At 67.1% G+C, this 19,933-nt stretch carries 19 protein-coding genes, 1 tRNA gene and 1 other RNA gene; 13 read left to right on the top strand and 8 right to left on the bottom strand.

From position 1 onward, the window contains the following. Positions 1-82 precede the first annotated feature (82 nt). The 8 genes from ABRP18_RS09970 to dapF all read left to right on the top strand — a co-directional run bounded on the left by ABRP18_RS09970 (position 83) and on the right by dapF (position 6,833). A complete protein-coding gene (locus tag ABRP18_RS09970) occupies positions 83-391 on the top strand; it encodes a helix-turn-helix domain-containing protein (protein ID WP_026049981.1) in 309 nt (102 codons plus the stop codon). A gap of 18 nt (positions 392-409) precedes the next feature. Beyond that, a complete protein-coding gene (locus ABRP18_RS09965) occupies positions 410-634 on the top strand; it encodes a DUF3046 domain-containing protein (protein WP_113680796.1) in 225 nt (74 codons plus the stop codon). Between the two features lie 267 nt (positions 635-901). Then, positions 902-1,951, top strand: coding sequence for a recombinase RecA (gene recA / locus ABRP18_RS09960; protein WP_061017554.1), 1,050 nt, complete (start codon positions 902-904; stop codon positions 1,949-1,951). A 431-nt stretch (positions 1,952-2,382) separates the two neighbouring features. Further along, the gene (locus ABRP18_RS09955; protein ID WP_227750933.1) at positions 2,383-2,832 is read left to right on the top strand and encodes a regulatory protein RecX; all 450 of its coding nucleotides are present in this window, start codon (positions 2,383-2,385) and stop codon (positions 2,830-2,832) included. Positions 2,833-2,881: 49 nt separating this feature from the next. Continuing rightward, positions 2,882-4,429, top strand: a complete 1,548-nt coding sequence (gene miaB, locus ABRP18_RS09950) for a tRNA (N6-isopentenyl adenosine(37)-C2)-methylthiotransferase MiaB (protein WP_058630665.1) — start codon at positions 2,882-2,884, stop codon at positions 4,427-4,429. Next, a complete protein-coding gene (gene miaA / locus ABRP18_RS09945) occupies positions 4,426-5,337 on the top strand; it encodes a tRNA (adenosine(37)-N6)-dimethylallyltransferase MiaA (protein ID WP_349884565.1) in 912 nt (303 codons plus the stop codon). The genes miaB and miaA overlap by 4 nt, the downstream gene beginning before the upstream one ends. A 51-nt stretch (positions 5,338-5,388) precedes the next feature. Then, positions 5,389-5,925, top strand: coding sequence for a dihydrofolate reductase family protein (locus ABRP18_RS09940; RefSeq protein WP_349884564.1), 537 nt, complete (start codon positions 5,389-5,391; stop codon positions 5,923-5,925). A 35-nt stretch (positions 5,926-5,960) separates the two neighbouring features. Further along, on the top strand, positions 5,961-6,833 hold the full coding sequence (dapF, locus tag ABRP18_RS09935) for a diaminopimelate epimerase (protein WP_061017561.1): 873 nt from the start codon (positions 5,961-5,963) through the stop codon (positions 6,831-6,833). A 45-nt stretch (positions 6,834-6,878) separates the two neighbouring features. Here the strand turns inward: dapF and ABRP18_RS09930 are convergent, their stop codons facing one another. Further along, positions 6,879-7,520, bottom strand: a complete 642-nt coding sequence (locus ABRP18_RS09930) for a class I SAM-dependent methyltransferase (protein ID WP_058630542.1) — start codon at positions 7,518-7,520, stop codon at positions 6,879-6,881. A 68-nt stretch (positions 7,521-7,588) separates the two neighbouring features. Between ABRP18_RS09930 and hflX the strand changes: the two genes are divergently transcribed. Continuing rightward, positions 7,589-9,100, top strand: a complete 1,512-nt coding sequence (gene hflX / locus ABRP18_RS09925) for a GTPase HflX (protein ID WP_141369903.1) — start codon at positions 7,589-7,591, stop codon at positions 9,098-9,100. Between the two features lie 4 nt (positions 9,101-9,104). Here the strand turns inward: hflX and ABRP18_RS09920 are convergent, their stop codons facing one another. Continuing rightward, positions 9,105-9,773, bottom strand: coding sequence for an SIMPL domain-containing protein (locus tag ABRP18_RS09920; RefSeq protein WP_349884563.1), 669 nt, complete (start codon positions 9,771-9,773; stop codon positions 9,105-9,107). 141 nt (positions 9,774-9,914) lie between these two features. Between ABRP18_RS09920 and ssrA the strand changes: the two genes are divergently transcribed. Beyond that, positions 9,915-10,284, top strand: a transfer-messenger RNA (tmRNA) gene (ssrA, locus tag ABRP18_RS09915). 79 nt (positions 10,285-10,363) lie between these two features. Continuing rightward, positions 10,364-13,234: an HAD-IC family P-type ATPase gene (locus tag ABRP18_RS09910; protein WP_349884562.1), complete on the top strand. Its 2,871-nt coding sequence runs from the start codon at positions 10,364-10,366 to the stop codon at positions 13,232-13,234. A gap of 7 nt (positions 13,235-13,241) precedes the next feature. Here the strand turns inward: ABRP18_RS09910 and ABRP18_RS09905 are convergent, their stop codons facing one another. Together ABRP18_RS09905 and hisN are read right to left on the bottom strand one after the other, a co-directional pair. Further along, positions 13,242-13,808 carry a hypothetical protein gene (locus ABRP18_RS09905; RefSeq protein ID WP_113680782.1) on the bottom strand — a complete coding sequence of 189 codons (567 nt, stop codon included), beginning with the start codon at positions 13,806-13,808 and terminating at the stop codon, positions 13,242-13,244. A gap of 40 nt (positions 13,809-13,848) precedes the next feature. Further along, positions 13,849-14,646, bottom strand: a complete 798-nt coding sequence (gene hisN / locus ABRP18_RS09900; RefSeq protein ID WP_046748386.1) for a histidinol-phosphatase — start codon at positions 14,644-14,646, stop codon at positions 13,849-13,851. A 156-nt stretch (positions 14,647-14,802) separates the two neighbouring features. On the opposite strand from hisN, the gene ABRP18_RS09895 reads away from it, so the two are divergent. Continuing rightward, a tRNA-Lys gene (locus tag ABRP18_RS09895) sits at positions 14,803-14,875 on the top strand. A gap of 283 nt (positions 14,876-15,158) precedes the next feature. Further along, on the top strand, positions 15,159-16,652 hold the full coding sequence (locus tag ABRP18_RS09890) for an Ig-like domain-containing protein (protein ID WP_061017570.1): 1,494 nt from the start codon (positions 15,159-15,161) through the stop codon (positions 16,650-16,652). 139 nt (positions 16,653-16,791) lie between these two features. On the opposite strand, the gene ABRP18_RS09885 is transcribed toward ABRP18_RS09890, so the two are convergent. From ABRP18_RS09885 to ABRP18_RS09870, 4 genes are all read right to left on the bottom strand, one after another. After that, positions 16,792-17,274 (bottom strand): YbaK/EbsC family protein, encoded by a 483-nt coding sequence (locus tag ABRP18_RS09885; protein ID WP_349884561.1) that lies wholly within the window; start codon positions 17,272-17,274, stop codon positions 16,792-16,794. Positions 17,275-17,350: 76 nt separating this feature from the next. Then, positions 17,351-18,580: an MFS transporter gene (locus ABRP18_RS09880; protein WP_349884560.1), complete on the bottom strand. Its 1,230-nt coding sequence runs from the start codon at positions 18,578-18,580 to the stop codon at positions 17,351-17,353. Next, positions 18,577-19,014, bottom strand: coding sequence for a MarR family winged helix-turn-helix transcriptional regulator (locus ABRP18_RS09875; protein ID WP_046748390.1), 438 nt, complete (start codon positions 19,012-19,014; stop codon positions 18,577-18,579). The genes ABRP18_RS09880 and ABRP18_RS09875 overlap by 4 nt, the downstream gene beginning before the upstream one ends. A gap of 35 nt (positions 19,015-19,049) precedes the next feature. Then, on the bottom strand, positions 19,050-19,835 hold the full coding sequence (locus ABRP18_RS09870; RefSeq protein WP_061017575.1) for an IclR family transcriptional regulator: 786 nt from the start codon (positions 19,833-19,835) through the stop codon (positions 19,050-19,052). Between the last annotated feature and the right edge of the window lie 98 nt (positions 19,836-19,933).

Below are 19,933 nucleotides of genomic sequence, written 5' to 3'. Positions count from 1 at the left end.
TAGATTCTGTGCACGCCAGGGGTACTAGACTGGCTGTCTCATCGGGGGAGACCTCGAGCGAACACATGGGGAGGAGGTTCCGATGATTCTTGTACGACAGGAAATCGGCGATGTGCTGAGGGACTTCCGCCTGCAGAAGGGGCGTACGCTCCGGCAGGTCGCCAGCAAGGCATCGGTCGCACTCGGCTACCTCAGCGAGGTGGAGCGCGGTCAGAAAGAGGCTTCGAGCGAGATCCTCGCCTCGGTCGCAGACGCTCTCGACGTCCCCATCTCGACGATCATGCGCGAAGTCGGTGACCGCATTTCGGTGCTCGAGGGCATTCAGGTCTTCCCTGACGTCGTTCCCGACGACCTCGTGGCGTCGGTCGAGCCTCAGCTCTCGCTGCACTGACCCCCGAATGGGGTGGTGATGCGTCGTAGCGAGTTCCTTCGCGCCGTCGAGACCGAGTTCGGGCTGAGGGCTTCCTCTCTGGTCAACGACCTCGGCCTGAGTGCCGTAGGTGGGCGTACCGCTCTCGAAGCTCTCGCCGACGGCACGCCGCCGCGAGACATCTGGCTGGCGCTGTGCGCGGAGATGGACGTTCCCGAGGACAGGCGCCACGGAGTCGGACGGCAGGAGCCGCGGCGGCGCTGACCGACGTTCCTCGTCCGCCCGCTACGGAACACGACACTCCATTTGCGGCGTGTCGTCGAAGATCCGTTCGAAGCGGGCGTAGTCTTCTGCACAAGTGGTCCAGAGCGTTTGTTCTGCACTGTATGTGAGATCGTCGCACCGATGTCGGTGGTCCCTCCTACGGTGGAAACAAGCCGAAGAGCCATTACGCCTTGTCGGAGAGTTTCTCCCAACCGGAAGAGCCGCGACAGCCTACAGGCGGCATCACGCGCGCAGAAGGAGCACATCATGCCATCACCCGCCGACCGCGAGAAGTCCCTCGAGACCGCCCTCGCTCAGATCGACCGCCAGTTCGGAAAGGGCTCGGTCATGCGGCTGGGCAGCGATGAGCGTGCCCCTGTGGCCGTCATCCCGACCGGCTCCATCGCCCTCGACGTCGCCCTCGGCGTGGGAGGACTGCCGCGTGGCCGAATCGTAGAGATCTACGGACCGGAGTCTTCGGGTAAGACGACTCTCACGCTGCACGCGATCGCCAACGCTCAGCGCGCCGGGGGAATCGCGGCGTTCATCGATGCCGAGCACGCGCTCGACCCCGACTATGCCGCGAAGCTGGGCGTCGACATCGATGCTCTCCTGGTGTCGCAGCCCGACACCGGTGAGCAGGCGCTCGAGATCGCCGACATGCTGGTGCGCTCCGGAGCCATCGACCTCATCGTCATCGACTCCGTCGCGGCGCTCGTGCCTCGTGCCGAGATCGAGGGCGAGATGGGCGACTCACACGTGGGTCTGCAGGCGCGACTCATGTCGCAGGCCCTTCGTAAGCTCACCGGTGGTCTGAACCAGACCAACACCACCATGATCTTCATCAACCAGCTGCGTGAGAAGATCGGCGTCTTCTTCGGTTCCCCCGAGACCACCGCCGGCGGTAAGGCGCTGAAGTTCTACGCCTCGGTCCGCATGGACATCCGTCGTATCGAGACGCTGAAGGACGGAACCGATGCCGTCGGAAACCGCACCAGGGTCAAGGTCGTGAAGAACAAGATGGCGCCGCCGTTCAAGCAGGCGGAGTTCGACATCCTCTACGGCGTCGGCATCTCCCGCGAAGGCAGCCTGATCGACTTCGGCGTCGAACACGCCATCGTGAAGAAGTCGGGTTCCTGGTACACCTATGACGGTGATCAGCTGGGTCAGGGCAAGGAGAACGCACGCACGTTCCTGCTCAATAACCCCGACATCGCTCTGGCTATCGAGACGCAGATCAAGCAGAAGCTCGGTATCGGCGGGCCGTCCGCTGCCCCGGCCGCTGCCGATGAGCTCGCAGAGCGTCGTCCGGCCTGATGAACGACTCGCGTGGGGGCGATCCAGACCGGATCGCCCCCATCATCCCCCTCTTCGGCGGAACAGCGAAGAAACCAGGAGCGACGCCTTCCACGCCGGTCACGCAGTACGGCGAATCAGCGACACTGCCATCATCGCGAGGCGACGGGGATGCGGTCTGGCGTACGACCTGGGACTCTCCTCCAGGCGACCCTGCTTCCATCGACACAGCCGACGATGCAGCTCACACGGGAACCCCGAGTGAGCGCCATCCGGCGCGCGGGCGCAGGGATCCCTCCGGCGCCAGGAGCTCTCATCCCTCGCGGTCGGCTCCCAGGCTCCGCGCGCTCGACGCGACGGAAGGAGACGGCGCGACTCAGCAAGAGGCGTCACACGATGAGATCCGGGTCGCGGCCGAGGAGTCGCTCCTGCGAAAGCTGCGAGCCCGGTCGTTGTCGATCTCTGAAGCCCGGCAGGTGCTGCGTGGTGCGGGCCTCGATGGCAGTGCGATCAGCGATGTGATCGAGGACTTCTGCCGTCGTGGTTACCTCGATGATGCGGCCCTGGCCGGCGTCCTCGTGAGGTCGGGAGTGGATCGAAAGGGGCAGGGGAGAGTCGCTCTGTCTCGCGCGCTCGCTCAGCGGGGGATTCCGCGTGAGGTCATCGATAGCGCGCTCGAAGAGCTTCCGGACGACGACGACGAACGCGCGCTGGAGTTCGCCCGCACCAAGGCGCGGTCGATGACTCGACTCGACCCCGACGCGGCGCTCCGTCGTCTGGTGGGACAGCTTTCTCGTCGTGGCTACAACGGAGCGGTCGCCATGAAGGCGGCGAAGGTCGCGCTGCGCGAGGCTTCATTCGGCGGAGCGACCTCAGGGGTGCGGTTCGTCGATTCCGACTAAGCAGTGAGCGCCGCTTCCGCACGGGAACGGCTCGTACAATGGGGTGATCATGACTATCCCGCGCAGCGAACCGACGATCATCGGCGCGTCGTCGGCAGCCGTCGACGTCGACGGACGACAGCGATCGTATGAAGTACGCACCTTCGGGTGCCAGATGAACGTGCACGACTCGGAGCGCCTCTCGGGCTCGTTGGAGAGCGCAGGTTACGTCAGGGCAGTCGACGGTGCGGAAGCCGATGTGGTGATCATCAACACCTGCGCGGTCCGCGACAACGCCGCAGGCAAGCTCTACGGCACACTCGGCCATCTCGCGTCGGTCAAGCGCCGCAAAGACGGGATGCAGATCGCCGTCGGCGGCTGCCTCGCACAGATGGACAAGCAGGCTGTGCTCGACAAGGCGCCGTGGGTCGATGTCGTGTTCGGCACCCACAACATGGGTTCCCTTCCGGGGCTGCTCGAGCGCGCCCGCCACAACGGGGATGCCGAACTCGAGATCCTCGAGTCGCTCGAAGTGTTCCCCTCAACCTTGCCTACGAAGCGAGACTCGGCGCACAGCGGCTGGGTGTCGATCTCGGTCGGGTGCAACAACACCTGCACGTTCTGCATCGTGCCCAGCCTGCGCGGCAAGGAGAAGGACCGTCGTCCCGGCGACATCCTGAACGAGATCCGGCTTCTGGTCGAAGACGGTGCGATCGAGGTCACGCTTCTCGGGCAGAACGTGAATTCCTACGGCGTCGAATTCGGCGATCGACAGGCGTTCGGCAAGCTCCTGCGCGCGGCCGGTGAGATCGAAGGCCTCGAGCGCGTCCGATTCACCAGCCCGCACCCCGCAGCCTTCACGGATGACGTGATCGATGCCATGGCGGAGACTCCGAACGTCATGCCGCAGCTTCACATGCCGTTGCAGTCGGGGAGCGATCGCATCCTCAAAGCGATGCGACGTTCCTACCGCAGTGAGCGCTTCCTCGGGATCCTCGACCGCGTCCGCGCGCGCATCCCGAACGCCGCCATCACGACCGACATCATCGTCGGGTTCCCGGGGGAGACCGAGGAGGACTTCGAAGACACCATGCGTGTCGTCGAGCAGGCTCGTTTCTCCAGCGCCTTCACCTTCCAGTACTCGATCCGCGAAGGCACGCCTGCGGCGACCATGGAGGACCAGGTTCCGAAGGACATAGTCCAGGCGCGCTACAACCGCCTGATCGCCCTTCAGGAGCGCATCTCGCTGGAAGAGAACCAGAAGCAGGTGGGTCGGCAGATCGAGGTTCTCGTCTCCACGGGTGAGGGCAAGAAGGACACCGAGACCCACCGGCTCACCGGTCGCGCGGAGGACAACAGACTCGTGCACTTCGAGGTGACACCGGGGTCGGACCTTCCTCGTCCAGGAGACGTCGTCACCGTGACGGTGACCCATGGAGCTCCGTTCCACCTGCTCGCAGACGACCCGACGGGAGCGCCTCTCAAGATCCGTCGCACTCGAGGCGGAGACGCCTGGGACCGTTCGCAGTCGGAGTCGTGCGCGGTACCCGCTCCGAGCGGCAGCGGCGAGAAGAAGGCTGTGTCACTCGGGCTTCCGACACTGCGCGTCGGGGTGTGACCGAACCTCGCCTCTGGGCGATCGTCGGGGCGACCGGTACCGGGAAGAGCGACCTCGCGATAGAGCTGGCCGAGGCGCTGCGAGCCCGAGGGAACCCGGCTGAGATCGTGAACGCCGATGCCATGCAGCTCTACCGCGGCATGGACATCGGCACAGCGAAGGTGTCGTCGGCGGAGAGGCGGGGGATCCCGCATCATCTCTTCGACGAGCTCGATGTCGATGAGGACGCGGCTGTCGCGTGGTATCAGCCCCGAGCGCGCGCCGCCGTGGAGGACATCCACCGCCGCGGGGGTGATGCGATCCTCGTCGGTGGCTCGGGCCTGTACGTGTCGAGCGTCGTCTACGACTTCCGTTTCCCGCCGCGGGACACGGCGCTGCGCGAGCGCCTCGAGCAGGAGTTCGAGATGCTCGGAGCCGCGGTCATGATCGAGCGGCTGCGCGGGCTGGATCCCGAAGCGGCCGACCGTGTCGATCCGCGCAACCCCCGCCGCGTCATCCGCGCTCTCGAGGTGCTGGAACAGGGGAGCGCGACACATGGTGCGGCGCTGCCCGACACGCCAGTGCTGTGGCACCCGCACACAAGACTGGTCGGACTCCGCGTCGATCGCCCCGCACTGGTGGAGCGCCTCGACGCCAGGGTCGAGCGCATGTGGGCCGAAGGTCTGCCGGACGAGGTCGCCGGGCTGCGCTCCCGCGGGCTCGAGCGCGGAGGAACAGCGCCGCGCGCCATCGGCTACGCGCAGGCGTTGGACCAGCTCGACGGTCGTCTCACGCAGGACGAGGCCATCGCGCAGACCCAGGCCCTCACGCGGCGATACGCCCGTCGACAGGTGTCGTGGTTCAAGCGGTATCCCGACCTCGAGTGGTGGGACGCCCCCGCGGAGGTTGCTGCGCTCCTCCCGTCCTGATCTGAGATGTCGGTGGCCTGCGATGTCGGTAGTCCCTGACAGTCTCGACGGATGACGACTCACTTCTACACCGCATCCAGCCTCGACGGATTCATCGCCACCGACGAGCATTCGCTGGACTGGTTGCTCACGCAGGACATCGACCAGGACGGACCGATGGCCTACACGGGGTTCGAGCGGAACATCGGCGCCCTGGCGATGGGGGCCTCGACGTATGAGTGGGTGATGCGCCACGAAGAGGGGCGTTGGGGATACTCGCAACCCACGTGGGTGTTCACTCACCGCGAGCTCGATCTGCCCACGGGCGCAGACGTGCGGCTGACCCAGGCCGACGTCCGGACGGTGCATTCTCAGATGGAGGAGGCCTCCGGAGGAAAAGATCTCTGGGTCGTCGGTGGGGGAGACCTGGCAGGCCAGTTCGCCGATGCCGGACTGCTCGACGAGGTCTGGGTGCAGTACGCCCCCGTGACGCTCGGTTCTGGCGCCCCGCTGCTTCCGCGCAGGCTCGACCTCGAACTGCTGGAGGTGGCACGCAATCGCAACTTCCTCTGCGGGCGCTATCGGGTTGCTCGCGACGGGCGTTCGTGACGGGAGCTGCTCTTCACGATCCCTAGACTGGAACCATGGTCGCATTCACCAAGGGTCACGGCACGGGCAACGATTTCATCATCATCGCCGACCCCGACGCCGAGCTCGACCTCACCGTCGAGCAGGTCGCGGTGCTGTGCGATCGTCATTTCGGCATCGGTGCCGACGGGATTCTCCGTGTCGTGAGGTCCTCGGCCATCCCCGAGGGCGTGGCGACTCTGGAGGAGGAGCCACAGGCGGAGTGGTTCATGGACTACCGCAATGCGGACGGATCGATCGCCGAGATGTGCGGGAACGGTGTCCGCGTGTTCGCCCACTACCTCGTCCGCTCAGGTCTGGCGACGATCGAACCCGGCTCCACACTGCCGATCGGGACGAGGGCGGGCGTGCGCGATGTCACGCGAAGCGCTACCGGATACCAGGTCGATCTCGGGCGCTGGAAGCTCTCCGGCGATGACCCGCTGGTTCGTGTCGACGGCCTGTCCGTGACGCGACCGGGACTCGGTATCGACGTCGGCAACCCGCACGTCGTGGTCGCCCTCGCCTCGGAGGCCGAGCTCGCGTCACTCGAGTTGCACAGGGCGCCCGATCTCGAACCTCCGCTCCCCGAGGGCGCGAACATCGAGTTCGTGGTTCCGGGTGAGCCGCTCGTGCGCGATGGAATCGGTCACGTGAGCATGCGGGTGTTCGAGCGTGGTGTTGGGGAGACCCTCAGCTGTGGCACGGGTGTCGCCGCGACGGCACTCGCGGTCAGGCACTGGGCGGGAGCGAACGCTCCGAGCAACTGGCAGGTCGAGGTGCCTGGAGGTACGCTCGGCGTTCGCATGTTCCCCGCAGAAGACGGCGAGCACGTCGCCCTGTCGGGGCCGGCGCAACTCGTCTTCCAGGGCGAGGTCGACCTCGTCTGACGGCTCCGTCCGGCCATCGCGCGGATCGACTCGGCCTCGGTCTGCTCAGCTGAGGAGAATCGGCTCCGTCGGCGGGTTTCCGTGCTTTCGCACCTTGAGGATGCGGTATCCCTTGCCCGTGGCGGTTCGGAACACGCTGTAGCCGGGGTGGAACGTCGATCCGATCCAGCGCTGGAGAGAATCGGCTCCGAGATTGCGCTGCACGACCAGCCAGGCGTCGCTGCGCTCATCGAGGCGCGGGATCCACCGTTCGAGAAGCCCGTGGAGCTCGTTCTTGCCGACGCGGATCGGCGGATTGGAGCGGATCGTGCGGAATGACACGTGTTCGGGAACATCGTCGGGCAGCGAAGCGTTGACATTGGTGAGCCCGAGAGCTGCCGCGTTGCGACGCACGAGATCGAGGGCACGCTCATTGACGTCGACGGCCCAGACCGTCGCGTGGGGAGCAGCCAGAGCCATCGACAGCGTCACCGGCCCCCAGCCGCTGCCGAGGTCGAGAAGATCGCCGCCCGGCGGAACCGGGGGCATGTTGGCGAGGAGCACTGCAGTGCCGGCGTCGAGACGGTCTGGGCTGAAGACGCCACCGGCGGTGGTGACTTCCAGCTCTCGACCCGCGAGAGTCACACGGATCTTGCGCAGATTCTCGGGGCTTGCCGGGGCCGCAGTGAAGTAGTGATCTGACCCCATACGGTGAGCGTACCGGACACCGCGGGCTAAGGTTAAGGCTCGCAACGAAACCCAGAGACAAGGAACGGATGACGGAGACCACAACCCCCTCCACCGACGATCAGACGGTCGATCGTGTGCTCGCGAACGCGGAGAAGCGCTCGGACGTCCGAGTGTTCGGCGCCGCTCAGGCGCTGCAGGACGAATCGACCGCATCACACGGGAGCGCAGACGGCGCGCAGTGGGATCTGGAGGACCGTCATGCGCTTCGACGCGTCGGAGGTCTGTCGACGGAGCTCGAGGACGTCACCGAGGTCGAGTACCGGCAGCTGCGGCTGGAGAACGTCGTCCTCGTGGGCGTCTACCCCCAGGGAGCCCAGGAAGACGCGGAGAACTCGCTCCGAGAACTCGCCGCCCTCGCCGAGACGGCCGGCGCCGTGGTGCTCGACGGTGTGCTGCAGCGTCGCCCGCACCCTGATGCCGCAACCTATCTCGGTCGGGGCAAGGCGCAGGAGCTCAAGGACATCGTCGCCGCGGTCGGAGCCGACACGGTCATCGCCGATACCGAACTCGCGCCCAGTCAGCGGCGTGCGCTCGAAGACGTCGTGAAGGTCAAGGTGATCGACCGCACGACGGTGATCCTCGACATCTTCAGTCAGCACGCGAAGAGCCGTGAGGGCAAGGCTCAGGTCGAGCTCGCTCAGCTCGAGTACCTGCTCCCACGCCTGCGTGGGTGGGGCGACTCGATGAGCCGTCAGGCCGGTGGCCAGGTGGGCGCGGGTGGTGCAGGTATGGGCTCGCGCGGTCCTGGTGAGACGAAGATCGAGCTGGATCGTCGACGCATCCGCACCAAGATGGCGCTGCTCAGACGACAGATCCGCGACTTCGGTCCCGCCAGGGATGCCAAGCGCGCCGAGCGCAAGCGCAATACCATTCCGTCCGTCGCCATCGCCGGATACACGAACGCCGGCAAGTCCAGTCTGCTCAACGCCCTCACGAGCGCGGGTGTCCTGGTCGAGAACGCGCTGTTCGCGACGCTGGACGCCACCGTCCGCCGGACGGAGACGGAAGACGGCCGCGTCTACACGCTGACCGATACGGTCGGGTTCGTCCGCAATCTCCCCCATCAGCTCGTCGAAGCGTTCCGCTCGACTCTGGAAGAGGTGGGTGAGGCCGACGTCGTGCTCCACGTGGTCGACGGGTCGCACCCCGATCCTGCGGGGCAGCTGCAGACGGTGCGTGACGTCCTCGGCGACGTGGGCGTCAGAGACCTGCCGGAGATCGTCGTCTTCAACAAGGCCGACCTGATCACGGAGGATGAGCGTCTCGTCCTCCGTGGCCTGCAACCTCACGCTCACTTCGTGTCGTCGAGGTCGGGCGAGGGGATCGCAGAGTTGCGGGCAGCGGTCGAAGCGGCGTTGCCGAAGCCCGCGGTCGAGGTGGAAGCGGTGATTCCGTACGATCGTGGCGACCTCGTCGCATCGATCCACGAGTCGGGCATGCTGCTCTCCGTGGAGCACCGCGAGGACGGCACGGCTGTGCATGCGCGCGTCTCGGAGCGCTTGGCTGCGGAGCTCGCGCCCTTCGTCGCACAGATCTGATCGGTCAGCGGGCGAGGAATCTGGCCTCGACGGTGGCGGAGATCACGATCTCCTCCGGCTCATACTCCATGGCGGGTGCAGAGTCGGCGGCGAATGCCGCGGCTCCTCGGGCCTTGAGCATCGGGGCGCCGGGCGCGGGCTGCCCGCTGGAGATGAGGCCGACGTCAGCGATCTCCAGCGGGGTGACCTCATCCAGGCCGAGCGCCCCGGCGTAGGCCTCGGCGCGTGTGACAGCCACGCCGACGGCCGATGCGGCGACGTCACGTTCCACCTGCGTGCGCGTCTCCGGGGTCAGGTGCCAGTCCACCCAGCCGATCTCGACGCCGTCCCAGGCTGACACGTCGGAGACCCAGAGGGAGAGCTCCGAGGCCTCGGCGAACGTCGCCGTGAAGTCGATGCTCGCGTAGTACACGGGATCGAGTCGTGTGCCCTCGCTGCTCCAGGGGCGTTCGGCCCGAACGGAGATGCGCTTGCTCGACCAGTCGACCACGGTGCCGGCATCCGATCGATCGCTGATGCTGTGGCGCACCGGGTCTGCGAGCCGCAGTGCGCTCTCGACGACGTCGGTTCGTTCGGAGCCGTCGGTGCGAACGCTCACGTTGACGGTGGCGCGCTCGGGCGCCACTCGCGCCTCGTGCTCGCCGCGGACGGTGACGGTGACTTCGCTGCTCATGGGGCGACTCTACGCCAGCCCTCGGTGCGACAGGGGAATGGTGCAGCGGCGGAGAACGTTGTAGTCTGAGATGCTCGGGCGGTCGCCGCCCGAGATGGTAATTCCACAGTGTGACAGCGGCTCCTTCGAGAGAAGGGCCACGGGGCTGATCGGTTTCGACAGCGCCTGTGAATCCACGAGAAGCGGGCCGAGGATGCAGAGTTATCTCGTAAACGCTCTCTGCAAAAAAATAGTTGCCGAAACCAAGCGCAACGACTTCGCCCTCGCTGCATAAGCGAGCCCGATAGTCCGTCAGGCCGTATGTGATTCCGATACGGATCCTGGCGTCATCTAGGAATCTTGCTGCGTGATGGCGTCTGGACGTCACGTGGGACTCTTCCCAGGCTGGGCTCGTCGACTTAGGTGTCTGTGACAAAGGTCGGAGCCGAGCAGAACGTCTTCACAGACTGCGCCCGGAGAAGGCGTGGAGACTCAGCGTTGGACGGGGGTTCGATTCCCCCCAGCTCCACAAGGTCGCTGTCACAGGAATGAGGCCCGCCTCCCCTTGGAAACAAGGGGAGGCGGGCCTCTTCGCGTCTATATTGAGGTCTGTGGACACCACTGCTTCTGCGCGCCCGGACGGCCTTTCCGAAACCGAGGTCGCGGAGCGGGTGGCTGCGGGCAAGACGAACGCGTTCGTCGCGGACACCAGTCGCAGCGCGTGGAGCATCGTGCGCGCGAACGTCTTCACCCTCTTCAACGGCATCGTGTTCGCCTGCTTCTTCGTGCTGTTCCTGGTCGGAAGGTGGCAGGACGCTCTCTTCGGTCTCGCGGCCTTCGCGAACGCGATCATCGGATGCATCCAGGAGTTCCGCGCGAAGTCGGCTCTGGATCGGCTCGCCCTGATGAACGCTCCGCGCGCACTGGTGCTGCGCGACGGCGACGAGCGGGAGATCGCACCGGGAGAGGTGGTGCTCGACGACGTGCTCGTGCTCAGAGCGGGCGAGCAGGTCCCGGCTGACGCGCGGGTCCTCACCTCGCGCGGCCTGCAGATCGACGAGTCGATGCTCACCGGCGAATCGGACCCCGTGGAGAAGCAGCCCGGCGACGATGCGCTGTCCGGCGCCGTGGTCGTCGCCGGGGAGGGGACGGCCATCGCCACGCGGGTGGGCGCTGACTCGTATGCGAATCACTTCGCCGGAGAGGCCAAGAGATTCTCCCTGGTCTCCAGCGAGCTTCGCACGTCGGTCAACCGGGTCTTGAAATGGGTGAGTTGGATCATCGGCCCTGTCGGCCTGCTGGTACTGAACGCCCAGATCCTCGTCCTCGGTGGGTATTCAAGGGTGTTCTCGACCGATGCCTGGGTGCAGGCCGTCGTCAACACGATCGCCTCCCTGACGGCGATGATCCCGCTCGGCCTCGTGCTCATGACGAGCATCGCCTTCGCTGTCGGCGCGTCGAGACTGGCTCGCAGGCAGGTGCTCGTGAACGAGCTGCCGGCGGTGGAGGGTCTCGCGCGCGTCGATGTCGTCTGCCTCGACAAGACGGGCACGCTCACCGTGGGGGAGATCGGCTTCGATGCGGTGCATTCTCTCGACGATGCCGCGACGGAGCTGACCGACGACGCGGCGGCTGCCTTGGCCTGGTATGCGGCGTCTCCCGACGCCAACGCGACAGCGCGGTCGATGCGAGCGGCCTATCCGGTCGCGTCACCGCTCTCGGTCTCGGGATACATTCCGTTCTCGTCCGCGCGGAAGTGGAGCGCCGTGTCGTTCGACGGCGTCTCCGGCACATGGGTGATGGGTGCGCCGGAGATGGTGTTCGGCGACGAGGCCACGTCACCGCGCACGGAGCTCGGGCGCACGGTGACCGGCCTCGCGGAGACAGGGCGGCGCACGCTGGTGCTCGGGCACGCGGACTCTGGGCTCTCGTCGGCCGACATCGACTCCGAGCAGCTCCCCGGCGGACTCCGGCCCGCCATGGTGCTCACCTTCCGGGAACAGGTTCGCCCCGATGCCGCACAGACCCTCGAGTACTTCGGACGCCAACAGGTCGGCATCCGCATCATCTCGGGCGACAATCCCCGCACCGTCGCCGCCATCGCCCGCGAAGTCGGTCTCGACGTGGCCGACGGGTTCGACGCCAGGGAGCTGCCCGACGACGACGCAGAGCTCGCCGATGTGCTCGACCGGCATACGGTCTTCGGCCGCGTCACACCGGAACAGAAGAAGCGGATGGTCGTCGCGCTGCAGAGCCATGGACACACCGTTGCGATGACCGGCGACGGCGTCAACGACGCTCTCGCGATCAAAGCCGCCGACATCGGAATCGCGATGAACTCGGGGTCAGCTGCCACGAAGGCCGTGGCGAGACTGGTGCTGCTCGACGGGCAGTTCTCGCACCTGCCGGATGTCGTCGCCGAAGGACGTCAGGTCATCGCGAACATCGAGCGCGTGTCGATGCTTTTCCTGAACAAGACCGTCTACGCGACGCTGCTCGCGATCATCTTCGGAGTGTTCGTCCTCGAGTTCCCATTCCTGCCGCGCCAGCTCTCCATCACCGATGGCCTCACGATCGGCATTCCCGCGTTCTTCCTCGCGCTCATGCCGAACGCTGCCCGCTACCAGCCGGGCTTCCTCCGCCGTTCGCTGAGCTTCGCGATACCCTCAGGCGTCGTCGTCGCGCTGGGACTGACCTGGTACACGTTCGTCGCCCGCGGGCTCGGGGCGCACGAGGAGCAGTTGCGCACCGGAGCCACTGTGATCCTGGCCGTCGTCGGCATCTGGGTGCTGGCCGTTCTCTCCCGTCCGCTCAACCGCTTCAAGGTGGCTGTCGTGGGTGCGATGTTCGTCCTGCTCGTCGCGGTCTTCACGATCCCGCTCGCCCGCCAGTTCTTCGTGCTCGTCGATCCCGGCGCGGAGCTCGCGGTCGCGCTCACCGGGATCACGATCGCGATGGTGTTGGCGATCGAGGTGGTCCGGTTGCTGCATCGTCGTCTCGTGCTGTCCCCGGCGTCGAACCCCACCCACGGTGCGGCGACGCATGCACCCACGCCGTCCGATCCCGTTCCTTCCGGCGTCGCGACCGTGATCACGACGGTGGTCGCCGTCCTCGCCTACGGCTCCGGGTTACTGGCGACGGCCCTCGGCATCCTCGTGTTCCTGGGGCGCTACGACCCGGATGCGAGCACCTCCGCCTTCTCGCTCACCGGAGCCGCGATTGCGCTGTTCGGCTTGCTCATCCTGGCCGTCGCCGCCGGCGTCCGCCGAGGAAGCGGACTCTCCCGCCTCATGCTCACGATCTTCCTCGGCCTCGCCGTCGCACTCAGCACCGTGGTGCTCGTGTGGGGAGACCGCTGGGACTGGGGCGCCGCGCTCACTGCAGTGGTCGCTACCGGCATCATCGTGCTCCTGTGGACGCCGCCCGTCTCGCGGACGTTCGGCCGTGTTCTCGAGAGCTCGATGGGGTCGCCGGGTCGCTGAAGCGTCTTCAGCGCGGCCATTCGATGAGGATGAGTCCCTGCCGAGTGTCGGCGAGCCGAACCCAGCCGTCCCCGAACAGGTACGTCATCCCGTAGCCGTCTTCGTCGGTGCCCATCGCGTATTGCGCATCCTCTGTGAAGTAGACGCCGTCAGGGCCGTCTTCTCGCTTCCACCCCTCGGCGAGCAGAGCGGCCTGCGCAGTCGCGGCGTCCGCACCGTCGATCGCCGACCAGCCGTAGAGCTGTCCGTGATCCGAACCGACGGAGTAGTCGGCCCAGAAGCAGAGCAGTCCTTCGGTCAGCTCGACGCCGCCGGCGACGAACTCCTTCGTCTCGGCGGTCCAACCGGCATCAGCGAGCGCGGTGACGGTGCCATCGGAGATCATCGACTCGCACGTGAGTTCTTCCTCGGCGTCCGGCGATGTCGGCGAGGAGGGCGGGGCGGGGGACTGTGACGGGCGCGTGTCGCCGGCGTCGGGCGTCGAGGAGGGGCCTGGCTCGGGGGCCGCGCACGCGGAGAGCGCTGCGACGAGCAGCAGGACGCCCGCGGCGGCGGACATGATGCGGGGATTCATCGCGAGGCCTCGTCGTTCCGGTCGGGCTGCAGCAGGCCGATCAGCTCTGCGTCAAGCTCAGGAACTCCTCGTGCAGAGTCCCGTTGGTTGCGAGTGTCGAGCGCGCGCTGATCGTCTCCGCGCCGTCGATCGCCGTCATCCGGCCGCCGGCCTCTCGGACGATGGGGACGGCAGCAGCGATGTCGTACTCTTTGACGCCGAACTCGGCCACCATGTCGATGCGGCCCTCCGCAAGGAGCATGTACGAGTACACGTCACCGTACGCTCTGTCCCTCCAGACCCGTGCGGCGACCGCGAGGAGCGTGTCGAGGCGCCCGGCATCCGACCACTGCGCGATGCTCTGGAAGCTCACGCTCGCGTCGTCGAGGGAGGAGACCGAGGACGCCTGGATCCGGCGCGGTCCGTTCTCGCCGTCCGTCCAGGCGCCACCACCGGTCGACGCCCACCAGCGTCGACCGAGCGCCGGCATGCTGACCACACCGACCTGGGGCACGCCGTCCACCGCGAGGGCGATCATCGTTCCCCACAGCGGGACCCCGCGGAGGAAGTTGGCGGTTCCGTCGATCGGGTCGATGATCCACTGGCGCTGAGTGCTGCCCTGGGCGCCGAACTCCTCGCCGAAGATGCCGTCCTCGGGCCGCTCCTGCTCGAGGATGCTGCGGATCGCGCGCTCCGTGGCGAGGTCGGCATCCGTCACATGCGAGTTGTCGGCCTTGGTCGAGATCTCGAGATCCGATGCGTCGAAACGCGGGAGGGACTGGGCGTCCGCGGCGTCAGCCAGGCGGAGCGCGAGTTCGAGGTCGTGACGCAGGGCATCGGCGTGGGGAGAGGTGTTCACGGTCTAAGAATAGTCGTCGACTCCGCGGCGCCCGAGGGCCGAAAGACCATGTCTGCGGTCTCTCATCGTCGCGGCGCGCCCGGGTGCCGACGCCGATTTCACATGGACCCGGTCGGCTGGTAATGTAATTCCTCGGTCGGGGTTATCCCGGGCCACGCACCTCTAGCTCAATCGGCAGAGCAACTGACTCTTAATCAGTGGGTTCTGGGTTCAAGTCCCAGGGGGTGCACGGAACAGCCTCAGTAGATCTCGCCATCTACCGAGGCTTTTCTGCTTCCTGAGCACCTTCCCACGCCTCGTCGAGCACGACTCCGATCGCCTCCTGCTCAGAAGAGTTCGAGAATCGCGTAATAGATCGCGCACCCCGTCGTCTCTCATATGGGGACACATGCCTTGCGCCTCCGTACTGCCGTTCCACAGCGTCAGCACCGAGCCGCGGGCTTCATCAAGAACTGGGGAAGATCTTGTACGAAAGAAATGGCGGCGCCGTCGTGCGCCGAAAGACAACCGCGATGATCGCTGCGGCCGCCGCGGCGCTCACCGCCGTGATCACTCTCGCCGGCGCCGGGAGCGCTTCGGCAGCGGAGTACGACTATCCCGCGGCCATCGATCCTGCGTCGATCACCGTGACGACCGTCAACGGCGGTGGAGGCGTCTCGCAGTGGGATCAGGTGCGTGTCGATGCCGACTGGGCGGTGCCGGACGGAGCGACAGGAGGCCAGACGTTCGGGTTCACACTCCCGAAGGAGTTCGCCCGCGCGGGCACCTCCTTCTCCGTGCCATCGGCTGAGGACCCGAGCGTGGCGATCGCCCAGTGCACGGTGAGCACGGATGCGGCTCCCGTCGTGACGTGCACCCTCACCGACTACGTGAACGGCCGAACCGGCGTCACGGGTTCGCTGTGGTTCGTCGCCTCTGCGGATGAGCAGACGACGCAGTCGACCGTCGAGTTCACCGTCGACGGCACGATCACACCGGTCGAGCTCCCCGGCGGGGGGATCGGACCCTCCGCACCGCTGCCCACCGAACCGCAGAAGTGGTCCTGGCAGACGGACGACGGCAGGATCGCGTGGGAACTGGCCCTCCCGGGAGCGAGCTTCGCCGGAGCGGAGTCGATCGTGATCGATGACACCCTCGTCGGCGCCGGTGACGGGCTCGCCGAGCACCACAACGAGGACGGCCAGCTCGCTGTGCGCAGCGCCACCATGCAGGATCAGGACTCGCAGACGATCACGGACTGGACGGGGTCGTGGAACGCTGAGGGCACGGCATTCCACCTCGAGATCCCCGGTCCGATCGACCCGACCCGGATCTACTTCGTCAAGTACTTCACCGTGCCGAGCACCCATGTGGACGGGGCGACCTTCGCCAACACCGCCGACGTGAACGGGATCAAGCTCGAGGACAAGGAAGTGTGGAACGTCACGGGCGGGGGAACCGGCGACGGCGACGCCACCGGGGCATTCACCGTGACCAAGGCGATGTCCGGATCCGGCGCGCCGACTGTGCCCGCCGACTCCGTGTACACGGTGCGGTACAGCTACGGCGATCCGGTCGTCGAGCGGACGGTCGCCATCACCGCCGGCGCCACCTCGCCGCTGATCACGCTGCCCGCCGGCACCGTGGTCACCCTCGTCGAGCTCACCCCGCCCGCGATCGAAGGCATCGACTGGGGAACACCCGCGTTCTCGGGCACAGGTGTGCAGGTGCGTCCCGACGGTGGGGCGCAGATCACGGTCGGCGCCGGTGCGACTCTCTCGGTGACCCTCACCAACTCCGCGACCGCGACGCCGCCGGTCATTCCGCCGACGACACCGCCGACGACACCGCCGCCCGTGGTCTCTCCGCCGAAGGAGCTGCCCCTCACGGGCGGATCGTCGCTGGCGACCACGGGCGCCGATGCCCCCGGTGGGCTGCTGTGGGCCGGAGGATCGGCGCTCCTGCTCGGAATCGCCCTCACCCTGCTCGGAGCCGTTCGTGCTCGGAAGCGGGCAGCACACAGCTGATCGTCGAGAGAGCCGGGTCGTGGAGCATGCGCTTCGCGACCCGGCTCTCAGGGTGAATCGCAGCGTGCCCGGATGCGGGCCCGGCCCCTGCGTGAGGTGAGGGGGCGGAACTCACGCGACGGAGATCACGCGATAGAGATCATGCGACGGAGATCACTGTTCCCCGGGTCAGGGCGGTGACCTGGTCGAAGGTCAAGGGCATGACCGTGTGGGGATGGCCTGCCGCCGCCCACAGCTCGTCGTGGGCCCGCAACGCCTCATCGATATAGGTGCGAAGCGGTGTCGGGTGACCGATGGGTGCGACGCCGCCGATGACCTGGCCGGTCGCCGAGCGGACCAGGGCGGGCGGAGCCATCGTCACCTCCTCCGCGTCGATGCTCGCCTTCAGCGCGTCGAGGTCCACCCGGTGCCCGCCGCTGGTCATGACCAGCACCGGCACATCGTCCGCGACGAAGACCAGGCTGTTGGCGATCGCCGCGATCTCACAGCCGATCGCGGCGGCTGCTTCGGCTGCGGTTCGTGCAGACTCGGGGAGCACCCGGATCCGGACATCGACGCCTGCCTCCAGGAGCTGCCGGTGCACCTGCCTGCTGCGTTCGGGGAGTGCGGGGGTCTCGGTCATCGATCCACGATATCCAACGCTCGTGCCCTGGCGTCGGAGCGGTCTTCGGTGACCACTCCGACGCCAGGAGTCCGGATCAGCCGGCGTCTCCCACCAGGATGGCCGCCGCATCCTCCGTCACCGTGTCGTCGGGCTCGTCGTCGATGTGGGCGAGTACCCGCCGACCCAGGAAGACGGTGAGCGCGGCCAGCAGGACGGAGGCCGCGGCGAACAGATAGGGAACCGTTGCGTTGAACGCGTGCCACAGGAGGGCGGCGATCGGGGGAGCCATGGCGCCTCCGAGGAACCGGACGGCGGAGTACGCCGACGAAGCGACGGAGCGCGGCAGATCGGTCGCCTCCATCACCGCTTCGGTGAGCACGGTGTTCATCACGCCGAGCAGAAGCCCGCCCACCACGATGCAGGCGACCAGCGCCGCGGCATTCTCCACCACGAGCCCGGCAGCGATCAGATCGACCGCCAACAGGGGGAGGACGACCAGGATGATGCGCGTCCTGGGCATGCGGCGCATGAGGAGAGGTGCGACCCAGACGCTGGTGACCGCGAGTGCGACTCCCCAGCCGAAGAAGGTGAAGCCGATGCCCATCGCGCCGAAGCCCAGCGGGAACGGGGAGAAGGCCAGGAGGACGAAGAAGCCGATGTTGTAGAACAGGGCCGTGACCGCGAGCACCGCGAGTGCCGGGCGGCGCAAGGCGCTGAACGGTGCGGAGAATTTGACGGGCTCGCGCTTCTCGCCCGGACCGCGCAGCAGGACCAGCACGGCGACGAAGGCGATCGCCATCAGCGCGACCACTCCGAAGAACGGTCCACGCCAGCTCTGCTCGCCGAGGAGGCCACCGAGGAGCGGACCGACGGCGATGCCCAGGCCGAGGGCGGCCTCATAGAGGACGATGGCCGCGCTGCTGCCGCCTGACGCGGCACCGACGATCGTGGCGAGGGCCGTCGAGATGAAGAGCGCGTTACCCAGGCCCCACCCAGCACGGAAGCCGATGACGGCGTCGACGCTGCCGCTCAGTGCGCAGAGCAGTGCGAACACCACGATCAGCGCGAGTCCGATGAGCAGCGTCGCCTTGGCTCCGATGCGGCTGGAGATCCAGCTGGTCACGAGCATCGCGAGACCTGTCACGAGGAGATAGCTGGTGAAGAGCAGCTCGGTCTCGACGGGAGAGGCCTGCAGCGATTCGGCGATCGCGGGCAGGATCGGGTCGACGAGTCCGATGCCCATGAAGGCGACGACGCACGCGAATGCGACGGCCCAGACCTGGGCCGGTTGTTTCCACACCGAGGGGGTGGCGGCGGTGTTCACCGAGGTTCTCCTGTTCGATCAGTGGCGGTATGCGCGGCGAGGATCTCCGCCGCACGTGTGAGGGCGGCCCACTCCTCGTCGTCCAGAGCGGCGAAGCGTGGAGCGAGAGTGTCGCGGAACTCGGCTCGCCAGGCGGCGAGCGCCGAGGTCCCCTGCGCGGTGATGTCGACGACGGTCGCGCGGGAATCGTCCGGGTCGGGGGAGCGGAGGATGAGTCCTTCTCGCTCCAGGCCGCCGAGGAGACGCGTCATTCCGGGTTGGGTCGTCCGTGCGGCGGCAGCCAGTTCGCCGACGCGCCGGGAGCCTGCCTGCTCGAGCAGGCTCAGCACACGCCACTGCGCCGCTGGCGCGTCGTTTCCGGCGTCCTGCGCGGCGATACGGCCGAGCGCGTACGCCGAGAGCACCAGGGAGGGGATGACGTCCGTGCGATTCATACCAGCAAGTATATACCCCCTGGTATGAATAACCGTCAGCGTCGGGCGGTGGCGATGCGCGCGGAGAGTTGATGTGCGTGTGCCAGGAGGGTGCGGCCGAGCTCGGCCATCCGGTCAGGGCCGAAGCGGAACTCCACACCGGTGAGGCTCAATGCCCATTCGGGGCGCCCCGAGCGATCGAACACGGCGGCGCCGAGTCCCCAGCTGCCTTCGACGATCAATCCGGGGTTCACCGCGTATCCCCGTTCCTTGGTCTCCGCGAGGCGCGCGCGAAGGGGGCGCATGCCGTGGGCACGTCCCCACGCGCTCTCGAGGTCCGGGTGACGCTCGAGGTAACCATCCACATCGTGGTCCGGAAGGAAGGCGAGAATGGCGAGGCCGGCGCTCGCGACGCCCAAAGGAAAGCGGACGCCCTCGCTCAGCACGAAGGAACGGATGGGGAACGAGCCTTCCTCGCGGAGGAGGCAGACCGTCTCATCCGCTCGACGTACGGAGAGGAACGCGCTCTCCTCGGTCTTGACGGCGAGTGAGCGGACCACGTCGCGGGCGAGAGCAGTCACGTCGTACCGAGCGGCCGCGACGGATCCCATCAGGAAGAGCTCAGGACCGGGCATCCACCGGGTGCTCTCGCCATCGCGGTCGACCAGGCCCTCGGCGCGGAGAGCACTCAGCAGGCGGTGCGCTGTGGAGCGCGAGAGGTCTGCGCCGCGCGCCAGCTCCTGCAGCGAGGCGCCCTCGGCGCCGGCGGCCGTCACCAGACGCAGCAGGCGTGCGGCTCTGGCGATAGCCTGAGCGCCGGGCACGGCTGCAAGAGGTTCCATGATGTGGACGCTACCTCTACGTTCTGCCACATCACAAGATCTTGCTTCTCCGGGCGGGTGCTCTGGACGGATGCTGGGGAGAGCACGGGATCGAAGGA

The organism is Microbacterium sp. WHRI 7836, from assembly GCF_040223885.2.
GTDB classification, from domain to species: domain Bacteria; phylum Actinomycetota; class Actinomycetes; order Actinomycetales; family Microbacteriaceae; genus Microbacterium; species Microbacterium oxydans.
The sequence above is the reverse complement of the archived record's forward strand: the minus strand, read 5'-3'. Positions and strand labels throughout refer to the sequence as shown.

What these genes read in the sequence shown, in the direction of transcription:
- ABRP18_RS09970 (WP_026049981.1), top strand. Translation starts at nt 83, where the DNA reads ATGATTCTTGTACGACAGGAAATCGGCGATGTGCTGAGGGACTTCCGC.
- ABRP18_RS09965 (WP_113680796.1), top strand. Translation starts at nt 410, where the DNA reads ATGCGTCGTAGCGAGTTCCTTCGCGCCGTCGAGACCGAGTTCGGGCTG.
- recA (WP_061017554.1), top strand. Translation starts at nt 902, where the DNA reads ATGCCATCACCCGCCGACCGCGAGAAGTCCCTCGAGACCGCCCTCGCT.
- miaB (WP_058630665.1), top strand. Translation starts at nt 2,882, where the DNA reads ATGACTATCCCGCGCAGCGAACCGACGATCATCGGCGCGTCGTCGGCA.
- ABRP18_RS09940 (WP_349884564.1), top strand. Translation starts at nt 5,389, where the DNA reads ATGACGACTCACTTCTACACCGCATCCAGCCTCGACGGATTCATCGCC.
- dapF (WP_061017561.1), top strand. Translation starts at nt 5,961, where the DNA reads ATGGTCGCATTCACCAAGGGTCACGGCACGGGCAACGATTTCATCATC.
- ABRP18_RS09930 (WP_058630542.1), bottom strand. Translation starts at nt 7,520, where the DNA reads ATGGGGTCAGATCACTACTTCACTGCGGCCCCGGCAAGCCCCGAGAAT.
- hflX (WP_141369903.1), top strand. Translation starts at nt 7,589, where the DNA reads ATGACGGAGACCACAACCCCCTCCACCGACGATCAGACGGTCGATCGT.
- ABRP18_RS09920 (WP_349884563.1), bottom strand. Translation starts at nt 9,773, where the DNA reads ATGAGCAGCGAAGTCACCGTCACCGTCCGCGGCGAGCACGAGGCGCGA.
- ABRP18_RS09905 (WP_113680782.1), bottom strand. Translation starts at nt 13,808, where the DNA reads ATGAATCCCCGCATCATGTCCGCCGCCGCGGGCGTCCTGCTGCTCGTC.
- ABRP18_RS09890 (WP_061017570.1), top strand. Translation starts at nt 15,159, where the DNA reads ATGATCGCTGCGGCCGCCGCGGCGCTCACCGCCGTGATCACTCTCGCC.
- ABRP18_RS09885 (WP_349884561.1), bottom strand. Translation starts at nt 17,274, where the DNA reads ATGACCGAGACCCCCGCACTCCCCGAACGCAGCAGGCAGGTGCACCGG.
- ABRP18_RS09875 (WP_046748390.1), bottom strand. Translation starts at nt 19,014, where the DNA reads ATGAATCGCACGGACGTCATCCCCTCCCTGGTGCTCTCGGCGTACGCG.
- ABRP18_RS09870 (WP_061017575.1), bottom strand. Translation starts at nt 19,835, where the DNA reads ATGGAACCTCTTGCAGCCGTGCCCGGCGCTCAGGCTATCGCCAGAGCC.